Source organism: Trichormus variabilis 0441 (genome assembly GCF_009856605.1).
Taxonomy (GTDB): Bacteria; Cyanobacteriota; Cyanobacteriia; order Cyanobacteriales; family Nostocaceae; genus Trichormus; species Trichormus variabilis.
Map to the genome: position 1 here is coordinate 229,217 of NZ_CP047244.1, position 16,464 is coordinate 245,680.

Consider the following 16,464-nt stretch of genomic DNA (forward strand, 5'->3'; position numbering starts at 1 on the left):
TAATTTAATTATGAGTAATTTTTCTGAAAGCCTCGGCGATATTTCACCAGAACAGTACGAACTTTTACAGCTTTTACTTAAGAAAAGAGGAATTGGTAAACCAGAACAGAAAACTATTCCGAAAAGAATAGACCAAAGCCCTTGTCAGCTTTCTTCTGCACAGCAAAGACTGTGGTTTTTGCATCAGTTAAACCCTGATATTTCTGTTTATAATATGCCTGCTGCTATAGGCATTCAGGGAAGTTTGAATATTGCGGCATTGGCACAAACATTTAATGAAATTGCCCGACGACATGAAATTTTACGCACCCGTTTTGAGACTGTCAATGGTAAACCAATTCAGATAATTAATCCAACTATTAGCATACCCTTGTCTGTGGTAAATTTACAGGATTTACCTGATGATAAACGTCAAACTGAAGTCACTCGATTAATAAAAGCAGAAGCAGAAAAGCCCTTTGATTTGACACAAACGCCACTGCTAAGAACAACTTTATTACAGTTAGATGTAACTGAATATGTACTATTATTGACCATTCATCACATTATTGCTGATGGTTGGTCAATAGATGTCTTGATTCGTGAAGTAATGGTGTTGTATGAAGCATTTTGTAGTGGTCAACCTTCTCCCCTAGCCGAATTACCTATTCAGTATGCAGATTTCGCGTTTTGGCAAAGTCAATACTTGCAAGGAGAAGTTCTCGCAAATCAATTAGCATTTCGGCGAGAAAAGCTAGGACATCACCCACCTGCACTAGAACTACCTACTGACCGTCCTCGCCCAGCAATTCAGACGTTTCGGGGTGCTACGCAATCTTTTTCTTTATCTGCTGAGGTGACGCAAGCCCTCAAAACTCTGAGTCAAACAGAGGGAACTACTCTGTTTGTTACCCTGTTGGCGGCGTTCAAAACTTTGCTTTATCGCTACACAGGACAGGAAGATATACTGCTGGGTTCTCCTATTGCTAACCGTAACCGGGCTGAAACTGAAGGGTTAATTGGCTTTTTTGTCAATACTTTGGTGCTGCGTACTGATTTGTCGGGTAATCCCAGTTTTCGGGAACTAATTGCTAGGGTACATGAACAGGCATCAGCGGCCTATGCACATCAGGATATTCCCTTTGAGCAGTTAGCCGCAGAACTACAGCCCCAGAGGGATTTAAGCAGAAATCCATTGATACAAGTGATGTTTGTGCTGGAAAATCGGTCTAGGTTGCTTGGGGAATTGGGTGACTTAAAGTTGAGTCTGCTAGAAATCAATACAGCGATCGCTAAGTTTGATTTAACCTTGATACTATCGGAAACCTCACAAGGTCTAAATGGTTGGCTGGAGTACAGTACAGACCTATTTGATGCAGTGACAATTACGCAAATGGTCAGACATTTTCAAACTTTAGTCGGTGGTATTGCAGTTAACCCTGACCAGCGTCTTGCTAGTTTACCTCTCTTAAGTGCGGCTGAACAACATCAGCTTTTATATGAATGGAATCACCCAGAAATTAGCTATCCGCAGCACTATTGCATTCATCAATTATTTGAACAATCTGCACAACAGGCACCAGAAGCGATCGCAGTTGTTTTTGAAGAGCAACAAATAACTTACCAAGCTCTCAATCAACAAGCAAACCAACTAGCACATTACCTGCGTTCCCTTGGTGTCAAACCAGGGGTGAAGGTGGGTATCTGTGTCGAGCGTTCCTTGTGGATGATAGTAGGTATTCTCGCTATCCTCAAAGCAGGCGCAGCTTATGTACCCCTTGACCCCAGCTATCCCCAAGAACGCCTCGCTTTTATTATCCAAGATGCTCAATTAGAAGTCTTGCTCACCCAGCAGCAATTGTTGGAAGTCTTACCACCGCATCAGGTTCAGGTAATTTCCCTAGATAGAGATTGGCAAATCATTGCTCAGGAAAATCAAGCTAATCCTGCCTGTACTGCTACCGTGGGTAACTTAGCTTATATTATTTACACCTCCGGTTCTACTGGTCAACCCAAAGGTGTATTAGTCCCTCATCAAAATGTCACACGTCTATTTGAGGCTGTGCAACCCTGGTTTGAGTTTAATCAACAGGATGTGTGGACGCTATTTCATTCCATTGCTTTTGACTTCTCAGTGTGGGAACTTTGGGGGGCTTTGTTGCATGGTGGAAAGTTAGTTATAGTACCTTATTGGCTGAGTAGATCGCCGGAAGCTTTTTATCAATTGTTGTGTAAACAAAAGGTAACGGTACTCAATCAAACTCCCTCAGCTTTTCGCCAACTAATACAAGCCAAAGAGCCTTTCAATCATCAATTAGCCTTGCGTTTGGTAATTTTCGGTGGAGAAGCTTTAGAAATCTCCAGCTTGCAACCTTGGTGTGAGCGACATGGCGATCGCTATCCGCAGTTGGTCAATATGTATGGCATTACAGAAACAACTGTCCATGTCACATATCGTCCCATCACAATGGCAGACTTGCAAGTTAACTCAGGGAGTATTATCGGTCGTCCCATCCCCGATTTGCAAGTGTACATATTAGACCAACATCAGCAACTCGTACCCATTGGCGTTTCCGGTGAGATGTACATTGGTGGTGGAGGTTTAGCCAAAGGTTATCTGAACCGCCCGGATTTAACCACCGAAAAATTTATACCTCATCCTTTTAGCAATCAGCCAGATGCAAGGCTGTATAAGTCTGGTGATTTAGCTCGTTACTTACCCAATGGTGATATTGAATACTTGGGACGCATCGACCATCAGGTGAAGATTCGCGGTTTTCGTATTGAATTAGGGGAAATTGCAGGGATATTAACTCAACACCCATCTGTGCAAGAAACCGTGGTACTGGCGAAGGAAACCTCATCTGGAGAAAAATATCTAGTCGCTTATGTGGTTTTCCGCCATCAGCAGACTCCTACAACTAGCCAACTGCGAAACTTCCTGAAAAAACAACTGCCTGATTATATGCTGCCATCAGTGTTTGTGGTTGTGGAAGCTTTACCTTTAACAGCCAATGGTAAGCTAGACCATCAAGCATTACCAGAACCAAGCACCAGCAGACCAGAATTAGACACTGCTTTTGTCTCCCCCCGTACAGCCACAGAAAAGATATTAACTGAAATTTGGTCACAAGTGCTGGGTTTTGCAGAAATCGGCATTTATGATAACTTTTTTGCTTTAGGGGGAGATTCGATTCGTAGTATTCAAGTCCGTTCTCTGGCGCAAGAACGTGGATTGTATTTCTCCCTACAACAGATTTTTCAACATCAGACAATTCACGAACTGATTGCAGATGTAGTTATAGCAGAAAATCCCCAGGCTACCACACAATCAATTGCAGCATTTAGCTTAATCAGTGAACAAGAGCGATCGCAATTACCGGAAAATATAGAAGATGCCTATCCCTTAACTATGCTTCAGATGGGGATGCTCTTTCATAATGAGTATGATACTGATACACCTATTTATCATAATGTTGCGAGTTTACACATACAAGCTCCTTTTGCACCGCAACATTTTCAGACAGCCGCACAGCAACTCATAAATCGCCATCCGGTCTTACGGACTTCGTTTGATTTGAGTAACTTTAGTCAACCGTTACAGTTGGTGCATAAAAATGTTGCTGTCGCTTTGCAAGTAGAAGATTTATCTCACCTCTCGACTATTGAACAAGAAGAGATATTAAATGCTGAGTTAGAAGCCCAAAAACGCCATAAATTTGATTGGACATCTCCACCACTATTACGCTTTCATATTTACCGTCGTAGCAGCCAAACTTTTCAGTTTAACTTTAGCGAACATCATGCAATTCTCGATGGCTGGAGTGTCGCTACAATGCTGACGGAGTTATTTGAAAACTACTTTAGTTTGTTACAAGGAGAAACACCAACTATTAAATTATCGCCTGAGATAGCTTTTCGAGATTTTGTTGCTTTACAACAAACAGCCCTCCAGTCACAAGCATCTCAAGACTACTGGAAGCAAAAGCTCAAGGGCTGCATGATGACTAGAATACCACGGGAGTATCAGCCTCAGTCTGCCACAACCTCAGCCATTCGTGCATTCCCCGTTCTCATTAGTGATGAAACTGCAACTGGATTGCAACAACTAGCGAAAGTAGCCAAAGTTTCCCTTAAGAGTGTATTAGTCGCTGCACATATATATGTACTTAGTCAGTTGAGTGGGCAATCAGATGTGGTGACAATTATGGCATCTCATGGCCGCCCAGAAACAACTGATAGTGATTGGAGTTTAGGACTTTTTCTCACTCCCTTACCACTGCGGATGAAACTTTCCGGCGGTACTTGGATAGACTTAGTACAACAAACTTTTGCGGCTGAGAAAGATTTATTACCCCACAGATTGTATCCATTAGCTCAGATGCAAATCGATTTGGGGAATCAGCGTCTAGCAGAAACATCGGTAAACTTCACACGCTTTCATGTCTACGAACGTTTGCAACAACTCAGTGGTTTACAGATAATCGACACCCAGGGCTTTGCAATGACAGATTTTGCCCTAGTCGCTGAATTTAGTTTTGATGTTTTCGCATCTCAACTACAATTATTTTTAATGTGTAATACCTTTGAGTTTTCTGAGCAACAAATAGAGAAAATAGGTGAAAACTATGCTCAAACCTTAGCTGTGATGGCGAAAGAGACAACAGCAAATTATCAATTAGTTGAAGTTGCCAATCAGACAGTTAAGGAAGATGAGAAATACCAATTATTAGCTATATCTACTGGAGAAAAAATTAATTATCCTCAATACAATTGCATTCATCAATTATTTGCCCAACAAGTAGCCAGAATACCAGACAGTCTAGCCGTCGCCAGTGAACATCAACAATTAACCTACCTACAGCTTAATAATAGTGCTAACCAATTAGCTAATTTTTTGCAAAATTTGGGCGTAGTTACTGAGACTTTGGTGGGAATTTGCGTGGAGCGTAACCCGCAAATGTTAGTCGGTATTTTAGGCATCCTCAAGGCTTGTGGAGCTTATGTCCCACTCGATCCGAGTTATCCACAACAGCGATTAGATTTCATGTTGCAAGATGCCAAAATAGAAATCTTATTAACACAAAAACATTTACTACCAAAATTTTCTCATCACAATATAAAAATTATCTGCATAGATACCGAATGGGAGGCAATTGCACAACACAGTGATGCTCATCCTGAATGTGAAATTACATCAGATAACTTAGCATATATCATCTATACTTCTGGCTCTACAGGCCTTCCCAAAGGCGTAGAAATAACTCATAAAAATTTAATTCACTCCACCATAGCGAGGATAAATTATTATCCAGAATATGATGTAAATTTTCTCTTACTGTCCTCCTTCGCTTTCGATAGCTCAGTTGCGGGAATATTTTGGACTTTGTGTTGTGGGGGAACTCTTTATCTTCCTCAAGTCGGTGAAGAAAAAGAAGTACGAAAGTTGGTGAAGTTAATATCTCAATATCAAATTTCTCATTTACTTTCTCTTCCTTCTCTATACGCCCTGATATTAGAACAAGCTGAAATTGCACAACTAACTTCACTACATACAGTGATTGTAGCGGGGGAACCCTGCCCGAAAAAATTAGTTCAATCCCACTGTGAATTGCTGAAAACCACATCTTTATATAATGAGTATGGCCCAACAGAAGCAACAGTATGGAGTAGCGTCTACAATTGCTCTTGGCCAGAAGCAGGAATTAGTATACCTATTGGTCGTCCTATTCATAATACACAAATTTATATCCTCAATTCTGATGGGAAACTTGTTCCTGTGGGTGTGACTGGTGAACTGTATATTGGTGGTGACGGAATCGCTAGAGGTTATCTCGGTAAACCTCAGCTAACAGCAGAGAAATTTATACCTGATTTCTTTAGCGATGAACCAGGCGCACGTTTGTACAAAACAGGAGATTTAGCTCGTTATCGCCCTGATGGTAACATTGAATTTTTAGGTCGGAGCGATCGCCAAGTCAAAATTCGCGGTTTTCGCATCGAACTGGGTGAAATTGAAGCGGTACTAGAACAACATCCAACGATTCGGGAAGTGGCGGTAGTTTCTAGGGAGATACAAGGCGACCTTCGTTTAGTCGCATATATAGTACCATCACCCCAACAGCTTTACTTCCAAGCAACAACTCTAGAACAGCAGTATATTGCCAACTATCAAACAGTTTATGACGAAATATATAGTCAAGATCAGAACTTTTCTCAGCTAGACTCTACAATTAGCCTTAGAGCCTGGATCAGCAGTGATACTAATCAGCCCCTACCAGAAGCAGAAGTTATTGAGTACGCAGACAGCACCGCCCAACGCATCCTCTCAGTTATGCAACCCAAACGGGTATTAGAGATTGGCTGTGGTACTGGTGTGATTTTGTTGCGGGTAGCTCCTCACTGCACGCATTACTGTGGTACAGATATCTCAGATGTAGCTTTGCGTTACACTCAGCAGCAATTGGCAATTCGTCAACCAGATATTCTCACCAAAGTTTCATTTTTACATAGAGCAGCGCACAACTTTCAAGACATAGCAACCGAACAGTTTGACACCATTATTTTGAATGAAGTCGTGCAGCATTTTCCTAGCATTGAATATTTTGTTGATGTTTTACAAAGTGCTGTGAAAGTTGTCCAGCCAGGAGGATGTATTTTTCTGGGTGGTGTACGCAGTTTGCCACTTCTAGAAGCTTTTCACACTTGGGTGCAGTTAAATCGAGTTCCGCCTTCATGGAGTACAGCGCAATTTTACCAACAGGTGCAAGAACAATTATCTGCTGAGAAGGAATTAGTTATCAATCCAGACTTCTTCACTGCGCTACAAAAATATCTGCCAGAAATTAGTTATGTACAGATTTGTCCTAAACGTGGTTCGTATCACAATGAACTGACAAAATTTCACTACGATGTGATTCTTCATATCAAAGCAGAAGTAAATTTAACTCCGGATATTTTGTGGTTAAATTGGCATGAAGAAAAACTCACGGTCACTGCTGTACGTCAGTTGTTAAAGTCCAGCGCACCAGCAACACTAGGGCTACGAAATATACCCAATGCTCGTGTAGAAACATCTGCAAAAGCAGTAGAATTACTAAGACAAAATTCAGGAATACAAACTGTTGCTGAACTCAAACAAGCCTTGCAGTCAAATTTTTCACCATTAGGTGTTGATCCTGAAGAATTTTGGACTTTGAGCCAAGATTTACCGTATACAGTAGATATCAGTTGGGCTAACGCTGCTATTGATGGTAGTTACGATGTACTGTTTCGCCGCTACTCAGATAATTCTACAAATCTTATTCCGGGATTTGGTGCGATCGCCACTAATTCCCAACAGCCATTAGATACATACACTAACAAACCCTTGCACAGCCAGAGCAAATTAACTTCAGAGTTGATTCCACAAATAACCAGTTACCTGCGCGAAAAATTGCCTGAGTACATGATTCCTGTGAATTTTGTCGCTCTAGAAGCACTACCACTGACACCTAATGGCAAGGTAGATTATCAAGCATTACCCGCCCCTCAGCAAATACGTTCTCGTTTCACAGAAACTTTGATTTTTCCCCGTGATAGTTTAGAACTTCAACTCGCCCAGATTTGGGAAGACATTTTAGATATTCACCCGGTTGGTGTGACGGAAAACTTTTTTGACTTGGGGGGTCATTCGCTTTCGGCTGTACGTTTAATGGCGCAGATTCGGACTAAATTAAATCAAGAGTTGCCTTTGTCTATTCTCTTTCAAGGAATCACAATTGAAAAACTAGCGAGTATTTTACGCCAGCAGTCTGATGTACAAACTCACAATCTTTTGATACCTCTTCAACCTCACGGTTCTAAAAGACCTTTCTTTTGTTTACATCCGGCTGGTGGTAATGTGCTTTGCTACTATGAATTAGCCCGTCATCTGCAACCAGACCAACCAATTTACGGACTGCAAGCATTAGGTTTAGATGGAGAGCAACAGCCTTACAACCGCATCGAAGACATGGCTGCTCACTATATTCAACTCATACGTACCATTCAACCAACAGGCTCTTATCTTTTGGGAGGTTGGTCTATGGGTGGTGCGATCGCTTTTGAAATAGCACAGCAGTTACATCAACAGGGCGATCGAGTTGATTTACTAGCTTTGTTCGATAGCCTAGCACCAATTCCTCAAAATAAGCCGACAAATATTAGTGAGTATAACGATGCCAAAATGCTATCTCAACTGGCTCAAGATATGGCTAGTTTAACTGGCAGAAATTTGGCCATTTCTGAGCAACAACTTCAGCAATTAAAGCCAGATGAGCAATTGCAATATTTCTTAGAACAGGCAAAGATAGCTAATATTTTCCCTCCAGATATTGAATATCAGCAACTTAGTAATCTTCTGCAAGTTTTCAAAAGTAATATTCAAGCCATATTAAATTACGCACCACAAGTTTATCCGCAGCGCATAGTTCTTTTTAGAGCCAGTGAAAATAACTTTAATCAAGCACCTCAAAACCAAACCTTGGGATGGGATGAACTTTCCTCGGAATCAGTAGAGATTGTCAATGTGCCAGGAACGCACTACACAATGCTGACTAAACCTCACGTTCAAACTCTCCTAGAACAGTTGAGACATTATCTCGCTCAAGATTAATCCAGGAGAATTAAATGCCACAATTTGCTGTAGCCCAAAGCATGAGAGTTTTTACTTTCATTTGGTTTGGACAACTAGTTTCACTGCTGGGTTCGAGTCTCACAGGGTTTGCACTAGGAGTTTGGGTTTATCAAAGAACTGGATCAGTTACACAGTATGCACTCATTTCTTTATTCTCACTACTACCAGGTCTTTTAATAGCACCATTAGCAGGCGTGTTAGTAGACAGATGGGATCGACGCTGGCTGATGATTTTTAGTGATGCTGGAGCAGGTTTAGGTAGTCTGATAATTGCCCTGTTGCTGTGGCTGGGTCAACTCCAAGTTTGGCAAATTTACCTTATTGTTGCCATCAGTTCAATGTTCAGTGCCTTCCAGTGGCCTGCTTATGCTGCTGTCACAACATTACTCGTTCCTAAACAGCACTTAGGGCGTGCTAATGGAATGGTACAGTTTGCAGAAGCAGTATCACGGTTAATTGCACCAGCCTTAGCAGGAATACTAGTAGTCTCAATCAATCTTCAAGGTGTCATATTACTAGATAGTGTGACGTTTGTTTTGGCGATCGCCACGCAGATGCTCGTTCGATTCCCTAAGATCAAAACTACGATCGCAGATGTAGAGAAAAACAAATCCCTGCTAGGGGAGGCGGTGTCTGGCTGGAAATACATCACTACTCGACCCGGACTACTGGCATTATTGATATTTTTTGCTATCAAAAATTTTTTGGTAGGAACTGTTAACGTACTGATTACACCTTTAGTTCTATCTTTTACTTCCACTACTGTCTTAGGCACTGTACTATCAATTGGTGGCAGTGGTATGCTCCTTGGCAGTTGTGTTATGAGCTTTTGGGGTGGTTCACGGCGACGTATTCATGCTGTACTGGGCTTTACCCTGTTGGGTGGGTTATCTATTATCATGGCTGGAATCAAACCAGCAGCACCAGTTTTCTTTGCAGCTGCGTTTACCTACTTCTTCGGCTTCCCCATTGTCAACAGTTGCGATCAAGCTATTTGGCAAAGCAAAGTTGAGCTTGCTGTCCAGGGACGAGTTTTTGCTTTGCGACGTATGCTTACTTGGGGATCTCTACCGCTTGCTAGCCTTGTGGCAGGCCCCTTAGCCGATCATGTCTTTGAACCTTTACTTGTTCCAGGAGGGTTATTAGCCGGAAACCTTGGACAGATTATTGGTGTAGGGAAAGGATACGGCATTGCCCTATTATTTATTCTTATGGGAATACTGACTATGTTAGCCACAGTAAGCTTCTATTTATACCAGCCTCTACGTTTATTAGAAACTCAATTGCCTGATGCGTAAGCGTAGCCCATCGGAGATATCGCTGATAATACGCCAATTTCTAAGGAAGACATCAGACAAAATTAAATTATGAATGAATAACTGTCCTTTGAACCCATATCTTGAGCTAAAAGTTTAGGCTTTCCTAGACTAGCTATGTAAAATTAATACTTAATGTCAGCTTCAATTATTACATAGCGAGGCTTTTAAACAAATCAAGTATATTTTTATTAAATCTTTGATTTTGCATTGCTAAAACCTTTCTGTATCAATAATTTTAGACTATTTTTATTGTTAATTTATCATAACAACTCTGGGAGAGCCAGCATTCTTAACTCTTAAAACTTAAAAAAGGATAGATATACACTATTTTTGTTATTATATTAAGCTTTTAAGCTTTTTGTTATTATATTAGGTATTTAAGCAGAAAGTTTTTCGGAAAAATTCACCTGCGACATAACTTGTGCGCGTATTGAATTAGCAGCCGTTTCTGCAATTTCTGCTCTATCATAATCAGTAAGAAGTACTGCAAGTAGCGATTTGAGAGCTTCGCGGTTAGATATAAACTCTTCACCGTATAAATCATCTTGCAGCAGTGTGGCTTCTAAGTAAGGTAATAGCTCAGGCGCAGGAGATAACAACCGTTCTTTAATGCGTCTCCTTGCCGTCTCTGTTGCAGAAGTTGTACCTACACCTAAATCCCATGTTTCAATTATTAGCCTGATTTCACGGTTAAGTGATACACGCAGCGTTGATAGGCGACCAAATAAAGGAAGGTTGAGCATTAAAGGTGGTAGTGCATTACCCCAATCTAAACCAGCACCAATAGTGCAATTGGCTTCATCTTCGATACGAACAGCCTCATCGAGCCATCCTTCACCAAAAAGTAAATCTATAGCTTCTTGGGTTGTTACTGGCTCGTTCACCTGAGAATTATTATTTTGCTGTTGATGATTCATAAATTTTCATCGGCTCTCCGTCTCAATACACCATACTCAAAATAAACCAAATTATCGTATTCTTCTTCAGGCCCGCAGTTAAACATATTTTGTTTTTCGTAAAATCCTACAGACCTTGGTAAAGAATGCAACCCAACTCTACCTTCATACCCAAGCTCAACACTTCTAATTCTGGCAAAATTTAAAAGTGCTTGACCAACACCTTTGAATTGAGGCGGACGCTGAATTTCAATTCGGTTAGTGGGGGCAGTTGCAATACCATCAACATAAACTAGTCTCTTACCAATATTCAACCGGGAACCGTGCATTTGTGTTTCTATTATCATTAATCCTTGAGTTTTGTTTTCGCACTCAACTGCATAACCTTCAAGATTTGCTTGATTGGCAATATATCTTAATTTAAATATCCAGTCCCAGTATTTATCTTCTTGAGTAAATAACCTTAACTTTTCGATCCAATCATTGACATAATCATCAACATGTTTTTGTCCTAAATCTACCAGATAGGCTTCAACAGGTGTATTATCAACACCCCTTTTTAACTCGATTTTTCGCTGCACCTAAAGCTCCTAATTGTCAACTGATTATTAAAGCTTGTGACTGCTATTTGACTGGTAGATAAAAGAGTAAATGTGAATGCGTATATCAATAGCTTTATGCCAACCAGCAAGCACAGCATCATCTGAAATTTCTCCAATAACTACCAAACTATTTTCTTTATCCACATAGTAGGGTAAAGGTTCAGCACTCAACATTAAAATTTTAGCTTTCAGTTACAAAATAATCAGAACGCTCTGTTGGTTCTAATCCCTTATCTGGAGGGAAGTTTTGTTTGTGTAGACGAGCCAGCACCGTAGTGTTAGCGCAGATCGGCATTATCTCCAGGAGGAACTAAAGCCCTATTCTTTTTCTTACCCGCGATCGCATTAACAGAGTGAATCAGTGTAAATTCAGAAATTCTAACTTGCCGGATGATATAACCCCGTATCCTGATTAAATTCCCATCCTAACCCTGCTCTATCCTTGCCTTTGCACCATCCCACAAAAAGCGGTGGTGGCAGATTAATTCGCTGCTCGCGTATAGTTTCTACACTTACACCAAGTCTTGAAGCTAAACCTTCTTCCGTTAGCGGTTGGATTCGAGGAGTTTGCCCTTGATAATATGAATTATTATTGTACGATTTCTTCTGCCGTTTCGGTTGGTTGTTGAGATAATTTTGAATTTTAATAATCGCCTCAGTAAATTGTTTCATTTGCGCTGTTATCTCTTCAGTTTTTTGTTCTAAAGAGTCCAGGTGTCCATTAAAGAATTATTTGTCAATTTTAAGGAATTAATGTCTTGCTGTTATAGAGGCTAAAAAGCTTATACAGTAAGTATTTTAGGCTTTTTAGCCCTTTTATATTCTTTGAAGGCTTTTAAATAATTAAATGCCTTTTCTCTAAAAACTGACTCCTCAAAATTTAAATAATTAAATGCCTTTTCTTGAAAAAGTGGCACCTCTAAGCTTAAATAATTAAATGCCGCTTTAAGCGGAAGTTGCACGTTTGTGATACTTAAAAGCAGCAATGCTAGAAAAGAAAGTTAGCCAAGGTGAACAAAATAATCTGTTTGAGGTGACACCCATAGGCATGGAGTTGACGGCTCCCACTCAACAAGACCACAAAATCTTGATTGAGCAAATTGAGGATGCCCAGATGAAAAGAGAAATTCTCTTGAAAATGGATGCGATAGAGGATATCCAGACTAATTCTGATAATGGCAAACAGGAACGTATCAGACAGTGGGCGCAAAAATTAGGGAAGCATCCAAGAACCATTACCCGTATGTTGTCTAAGGCAGACATTGAAGGATTAGCAGCAATAATCAAAACCAAACGCGCGGATGCTGGTAAACGTAGAGGGAAAAAGCAGTGGCAGCCCAGCGTCGAGTATTGGGTGAATTTTATCGAAAAAACTTATAGAGATGGCAATAAAAATAGCCGTCGCATGAATCGCAACCAAGTTTACAACCAGGTGAAGGGACACGCCGAATTGGAATTAGGGTTGAAAGAGAGTGAATACCCAAGCCATGTGTTTGTTTATCAAGTGCTAGCTCCCTTAGTCGAAAAGAAAAAAGTCCGACATCCAGGGCAAGGTTCTCGGATTGTAATTAAGACAACGGCAGGAGAGTTAGTAGTTGAGCGTAGCAATCAAGTCTGGCAAATAGACCATACTCGTTTAGACACTTTATTAGTAGATGAGAATTTAGAACTAGCTGGCAGTCTCTACATTACTGTGGTCATCGATAGCTATTCCGGGTGTGCAATGGGGTTCTATCTGGGCTTTGAGGCAGCAGGGTCTCATGAAGTAGCACTAGCCCTGCGTCATGCGATTTTAGCCAAACAGTATCCGCCTGATTACCAAATACAACATGAGTGGATGCTTGCGGGACTGCCTGAATATATTGTCACAGACCGAGCCAAGGAATTTAGATCGGGGCATTTGCGACGAATTGCAATGGATTTGAATATTCAACTACGGTTACGTGCTTATCCACAGCAAGGAGGTCTGATTGAAAGCCTGTTTGATAAAGCAAATAAAGAAGTTTTGTCAATGCTACCTGGCTATAAAGGCTCCAATGTCCAAAAAAGACCATTAGATGCCGAAAAATATGCCTGTATAACCTACGAAGAATTTGAGAAAATATTAACTCGATATTTTGTTGACCACTACAATCAACATCTCTATCCTAGAGTCAAAAATCAGACACGAATTCAACGGTGGTGGGCAGGGTTAATTGGCAAACAACCTAAGCTATTAGAAGAACGCGAGTTAGATATATGCTTAATGAAGACAGTACCGCGCTGTGTGCAAGCGTATGGCTGTGTACAGTTTGAGTGTCTAATCTATAGTGCCACTTGGCTACAAAAGTTTGAGGGACAGCAAGTTACTCTCAGATACAATCCCAGCAATATTGTTACTCTCCTGGTTTATAGCGTGGAGAAGAACAATCAAGCGTCTGTTTTTCTAGGTACGGTAAAAGCCAGAGATTTAGATGAAGAACGTCTGTCCTTGAAGGAGTGGAAGGCAATAAAGCAAAAGGTTCGTTCTTGTGGTAAAACTATTGACCAGTCGTCAATTTTATCAGAGCGACTAGCTTTAAATGAGTTTGCTCAAGAGAAAATTAGGACTCTTAAACAACGACGAGCATCAGAACAAAAACGCATTAACCGCAAATCGGTTCAAAGCAAAGTCATTGAATTATTTCCTGAAGAAAACGAGACTACTGTTGTTTTAGAAAAGGAAACAGACGCTCCTGAGCTATCTCAACAATCAGCAATAAATTTGGTCAGTGAGCCTAAACAACAATGCGCTAAATCGAGTCAAAGCATTGCTTATGACTGGAACCAAATTATTGAAGAGAATTGGTAGCTTTTATGACGCAATCATCACCAAATTATCAACAATTTATAGAAGAACAAGAGCCTCAAACTTCTCCCGAAGCGCTATCAAAACATTCACCAGAAGTAGAATCTTTGATTGAGCGTCTAAGAAAAAGCGATACCTATTACCTTTTCATTCGAGACCGACAACTTTTCAATTGGTTAGATTTCCAACGTGAGTCTAGAGCTAATGGTTATGTTGTTGCAGTTAGTTGTGCAGATTTAAGAAAAGCTTGTCAATTTTATCGCTTGAGATATGTACGCAAACGTGGAACCTTACACACAATTCCTATGCCTGTTGTTTATGCACAAGTTCAGCAACCGGGTACGCCAACAGATTTATTTCTAGCAATTTTGTCAGAACTGAGTAATCCTTTTACGGGCGTATGTCAATTAAAACTCTTAAGAAATCGTACTTGGATGACACTTAGTTACTACAACGTTAGTGTGCTAATCATTGGGAATGCACATTACCTCACCTATCAATCTTTTAACGAGCTTGTTGAAATTACTCGCCATTTAAAAATTTCCGTAGTTCCTGTTGGTTCGCTTTATCTACATGAAATTCTCACTCGTCAAAGTAAGAAATATACAGATGTAGCCAATACATTCTTAGATTGGCATGAATTTAGCTCATTTCAAAAACAAGAAACAGCAGAAGTCATATCAAGTTGGGAGTCTCAAGTTCTAGATGGCTGGAAGCAACCATTAAATCTTACAAGTGATAGTGGCATTGTAAACATTCTTTATGAAAGGTCAGGGGGACAGGCTGAAACTTTATATGAAATGCTACGAAAAATTGCAATTTTCTCCCTAGAAAAGCCTGACTTAGCTCTAAATATTTCATCTTTAAAGTCCATTCTGTTCACTCGTAGTAAACCTGTTAACAGAATATCCACTTAGCTACTAAACTCAAACAGATAACCATTGTTAATGGAGTATCCTAGTTGAAAAGTCCCATTCGTCTCTAGCACAAGTTTGAGTTCCCCCACTTTCATAAAGGTAAGTCTTTTTAGATTTTTTAATCACCCGTTATTTTTAATATCGCTACATCTAAAATATCAACATCACTTTTTGGATAAGTAAAAAATTCAATATTCTGAAATAGCTTTTTCTTGGGTAAAGTTCCGTGCCGTTGTTTAAAAGCATCATTAGCATACAATTCGATATGTATGAGTTGATTATCAGTTATTTCTCTTCCTAAATATTTAGCTCGCTCTTTGACTAACCAATACTCTTTATTTTGAGTATTCATTTGTCGTTTTTGACTTTTTTGCTGATTACTAGCTATATGTTTATCCAGGTAAGAGGGCAAATGTTGTTCTAGGTACTTATCTACCTGTTGTTTAATCAGATGTTCCCAATCTATTTTTCCTGGATCTTTTATATTCCTTGAACTCTTAACTACTTCGTTTAAGGGATTATTTACATACTGGGAGATAAAATTAATTAGTACGGCAGTGGCTGTTGTACTGTTATCTCGACACTGGCGGGTGAACTTTTCCCAAAGTTCTACATCGCAGTTGAATGAAGCTAGTTTTTTATTACGTCCAGTGTTGCTCATATTTACGTCAAGTCTAGGTACAGTTAGAGCCGCTAAACCAGGCTCTAACAATGTTTTATCGTTATAGGTAATACCTATACGTTACCTAGATAACAATTCTCAAGTCACGCCCGCCAATTATGCCCTTTGGAATGCCCAAACTACTGTTTCCGTACCTGTTAGAGCATGATTTTACTATTGTGGGTGAAAAGTGACACTAATTCTTTAAAACTGGAATTTACCGAACTAGAGCTTGGCTCTCATTCCAAAGGACTCAAAAAATCGAGTGCCTGGACACTAATTCTTTAAAACTGACAAATAATTCTTTAATGTACACCAGGCGTTTATTTTCATTACCAGCAATTGCATCAAGGTCATCTAGAGAACCATCTAGGTATAGCTCAATAAAACGGGTGAGCGTCGCTGTTGCTGTCGTGCCTTTCGAGTTGCAACGGGCGATAAACTGCTCCCACATCTTTTGGTCACAGTTGAAAGATGCTAGCTTCTTTGTTCTCCCTGTATTGCTCATATCTAGGTAATGTCTAGGTAATATCTAGGTAAACTTGTCCGTGATCAGGACAACTGAGCGTGTTTCCATCTTGATAACTACCTTGACACTATCATGATG

General features: G+C 40.2%; 10 protein-coding genes. 4 read left to right on the forward strand and 6 right to left on the reverse strand.

The features are described 5' to 3' along the window. The first annotated feature begins 10 nt into the window (after nucleotides 1-10). Entirely contained in the window at nucleotides 11-8,614 is an 8,604-nt protein-coding gene (locus tag GSQ19_RS29155; protein WP_011316898.1) for a non-ribosomal peptide synthetase, read from the forward strand. 14 nt (nucleotides 8,615-8,628) lie between these two features. Beyond that, nucleotides 8,629-9,933 carry an MFS transporter gene (locus GSQ19_RS29160; RefSeq protein WP_011316899.1) on the forward strand — a complete coding sequence of 435 codons (1,305 nt, stop codon included), beginning with the start codon at nucleotides 8,629-8,631 and terminating at the stop codon, nucleotides 9,931-9,933. A 398-nt stretch (nucleotides 9,934-10,331) separates the two neighbouring features. Here GSQ19_RS29160 and GSQ19_RS29165 read toward each other — a convergent pair whose 3' ends face one another. The 4 genes from GSQ19_RS29165 to GSQ19_RS29180 all read right to left on the reverse strand — a co-directional run bounded on the left by GSQ19_RS29165 (nucleotide 10,332) and on the right by GSQ19_RS29180 (nucleotide 12,414). Continuing rightward, nucleotides 10,332-10,871 (reverse strand): hypothetical protein, encoded by a 540-nt coding sequence (locus tag GSQ19_RS29165; protein WP_011316667.1) that lies wholly within the window; start codon nucleotides 10,869-10,871, stop codon nucleotides 10,332-10,334. Beyond that, a complete protein-coding gene (locus tag GSQ19_RS29170; RefSeq protein ID WP_011316668.1) occupies nucleotides 10,868-11,431 on the reverse strand; it encodes a GNAT family protein in 564 nt (187 codons plus the stop codon). The genes GSQ19_RS29165 and GSQ19_RS29170 overlap by 4 nt, the downstream gene beginning before the upstream one ends. Nucleotides 11,432-11,830: 399 nt before the next feature. Continuing rightward, nucleotides 11,831-12,124, reverse strand: coding sequence for a hypothetical protein (locus GSQ19_RS29175; RefSeq protein WP_011316670.1), 294 nt, complete (start codon nucleotides 12,122-12,124; stop codon nucleotides 11,831-11,833). Nucleotides 12,125-12,234: 110 nt separating this feature from the next. Further along, nucleotides 12,235-12,414, reverse strand: a complete 180-nt coding sequence (locus GSQ19_RS29180) for a hypothetical protein (RefSeq protein ID WP_153228523.1) — start codon at nucleotides 12,412-12,414, stop codon at nucleotides 12,235-12,237. 23 nt (nucleotides 12,415-12,437) lie between these two features. Between GSQ19_RS29180 and GSQ19_RS29185 the strand changes: the two genes are divergently transcribed. Both GSQ19_RS29185 and GSQ19_RS29190 read left to right on the forward strand, forming a co-directional pair. Continuing rightward, a complete protein-coding gene (locus tag GSQ19_RS29185) occupies nucleotides 12,438-14,282 on the forward strand; it encodes a Mu transposase C-terminal domain-containing protein (protein WP_011316412.1) in 1,845 nt (614 codons plus the stop codon). Between the two features lie 5 nt (nucleotides 14,283-14,287). Beyond that, nucleotides 14,288-15,196, forward strand: a complete 909-nt coding sequence (locus tag GSQ19_RS29190; protein WP_011316413.1) for an ATP-binding protein — start codon at nucleotides 14,288-14,290, stop codon at nucleotides 15,194-15,196. A gap of 118 nt (nucleotides 15,197-15,314) precedes the next feature. Here the strand turns inward: GSQ19_RS29190 and GSQ19_RS29195 are convergent, their stop codons facing one another. Both GSQ19_RS29195 and GSQ19_RS29200 read right to left on the reverse strand, forming a co-directional pair. Continuing rightward, the gene (locus GSQ19_RS29195) at nucleotides 15,315-15,908 is read right to left on the reverse strand and encodes a hypothetical protein (protein WP_224312222.1); all 594 of its coding nucleotides are present in this window, start codon (nucleotides 15,906-15,908) and stop codon (nucleotides 15,315-15,317) included. Between the two features lie 202 nt (nucleotides 15,909-16,110). Further along, complete coding sequence (locus GSQ19_RS29200; protein WP_011316671.1) at nucleotides 16,111-16,311, reverse strand: hypothetical protein; 201 nt, start codon at nucleotides 16,309-16,311, stop codon at nucleotides 16,111-16,113. Nucleotides 16,312-16,464: the final 153 nt, after the last annotated feature.

Coding starts and splice junctions, on each gene's coding strand:
- GSQ19_RS29155 (WP_011316898.1), top strand. CDS start 11: ATGAGTAATTTTTCTGAAAGCCTCGGCGATATTTCACCAGAACAGTAC.
- GSQ19_RS29160 (WP_011316899.1), top strand. CDS start 8,629: ATGCCACAATTTGCTGTAGCCCAAAGCATGAGAGTTTTTACTTTCATT.
- GSQ19_RS29165 (WP_011316667.1), bottom strand. CDS start 10,871: ATGAATCATCAACAGCAAAATAATAATTCTCAGGTGAACGAGCCAGTA.
- GSQ19_RS29175 (WP_011316670.1), bottom strand. CDS start 12,124: ATGAAACAATTTACTGAGGCGATTATTAAAATTCAAAATTATCTCAAC.
- GSQ19_RS29185 (WP_011316412.1), top strand. CDS start 12,438: ATGCTAGAAAAGAAAGTTAGCCAAGGTGAACAAAATAATCTGTTTGAG.
- GSQ19_RS29190 (WP_011316413.1), top strand. CDS start 14,288: ATGACGCAATCATCACCAAATTATCAACAATTTATAGAAGAACAAGAG.
- GSQ19_RS29200 (WP_011316671.1), bottom strand. CDS start 16,311: ATGTGGGAGCAGTTTATCGCCCGTTGCAACTCGAAAGGCACGACAGCA.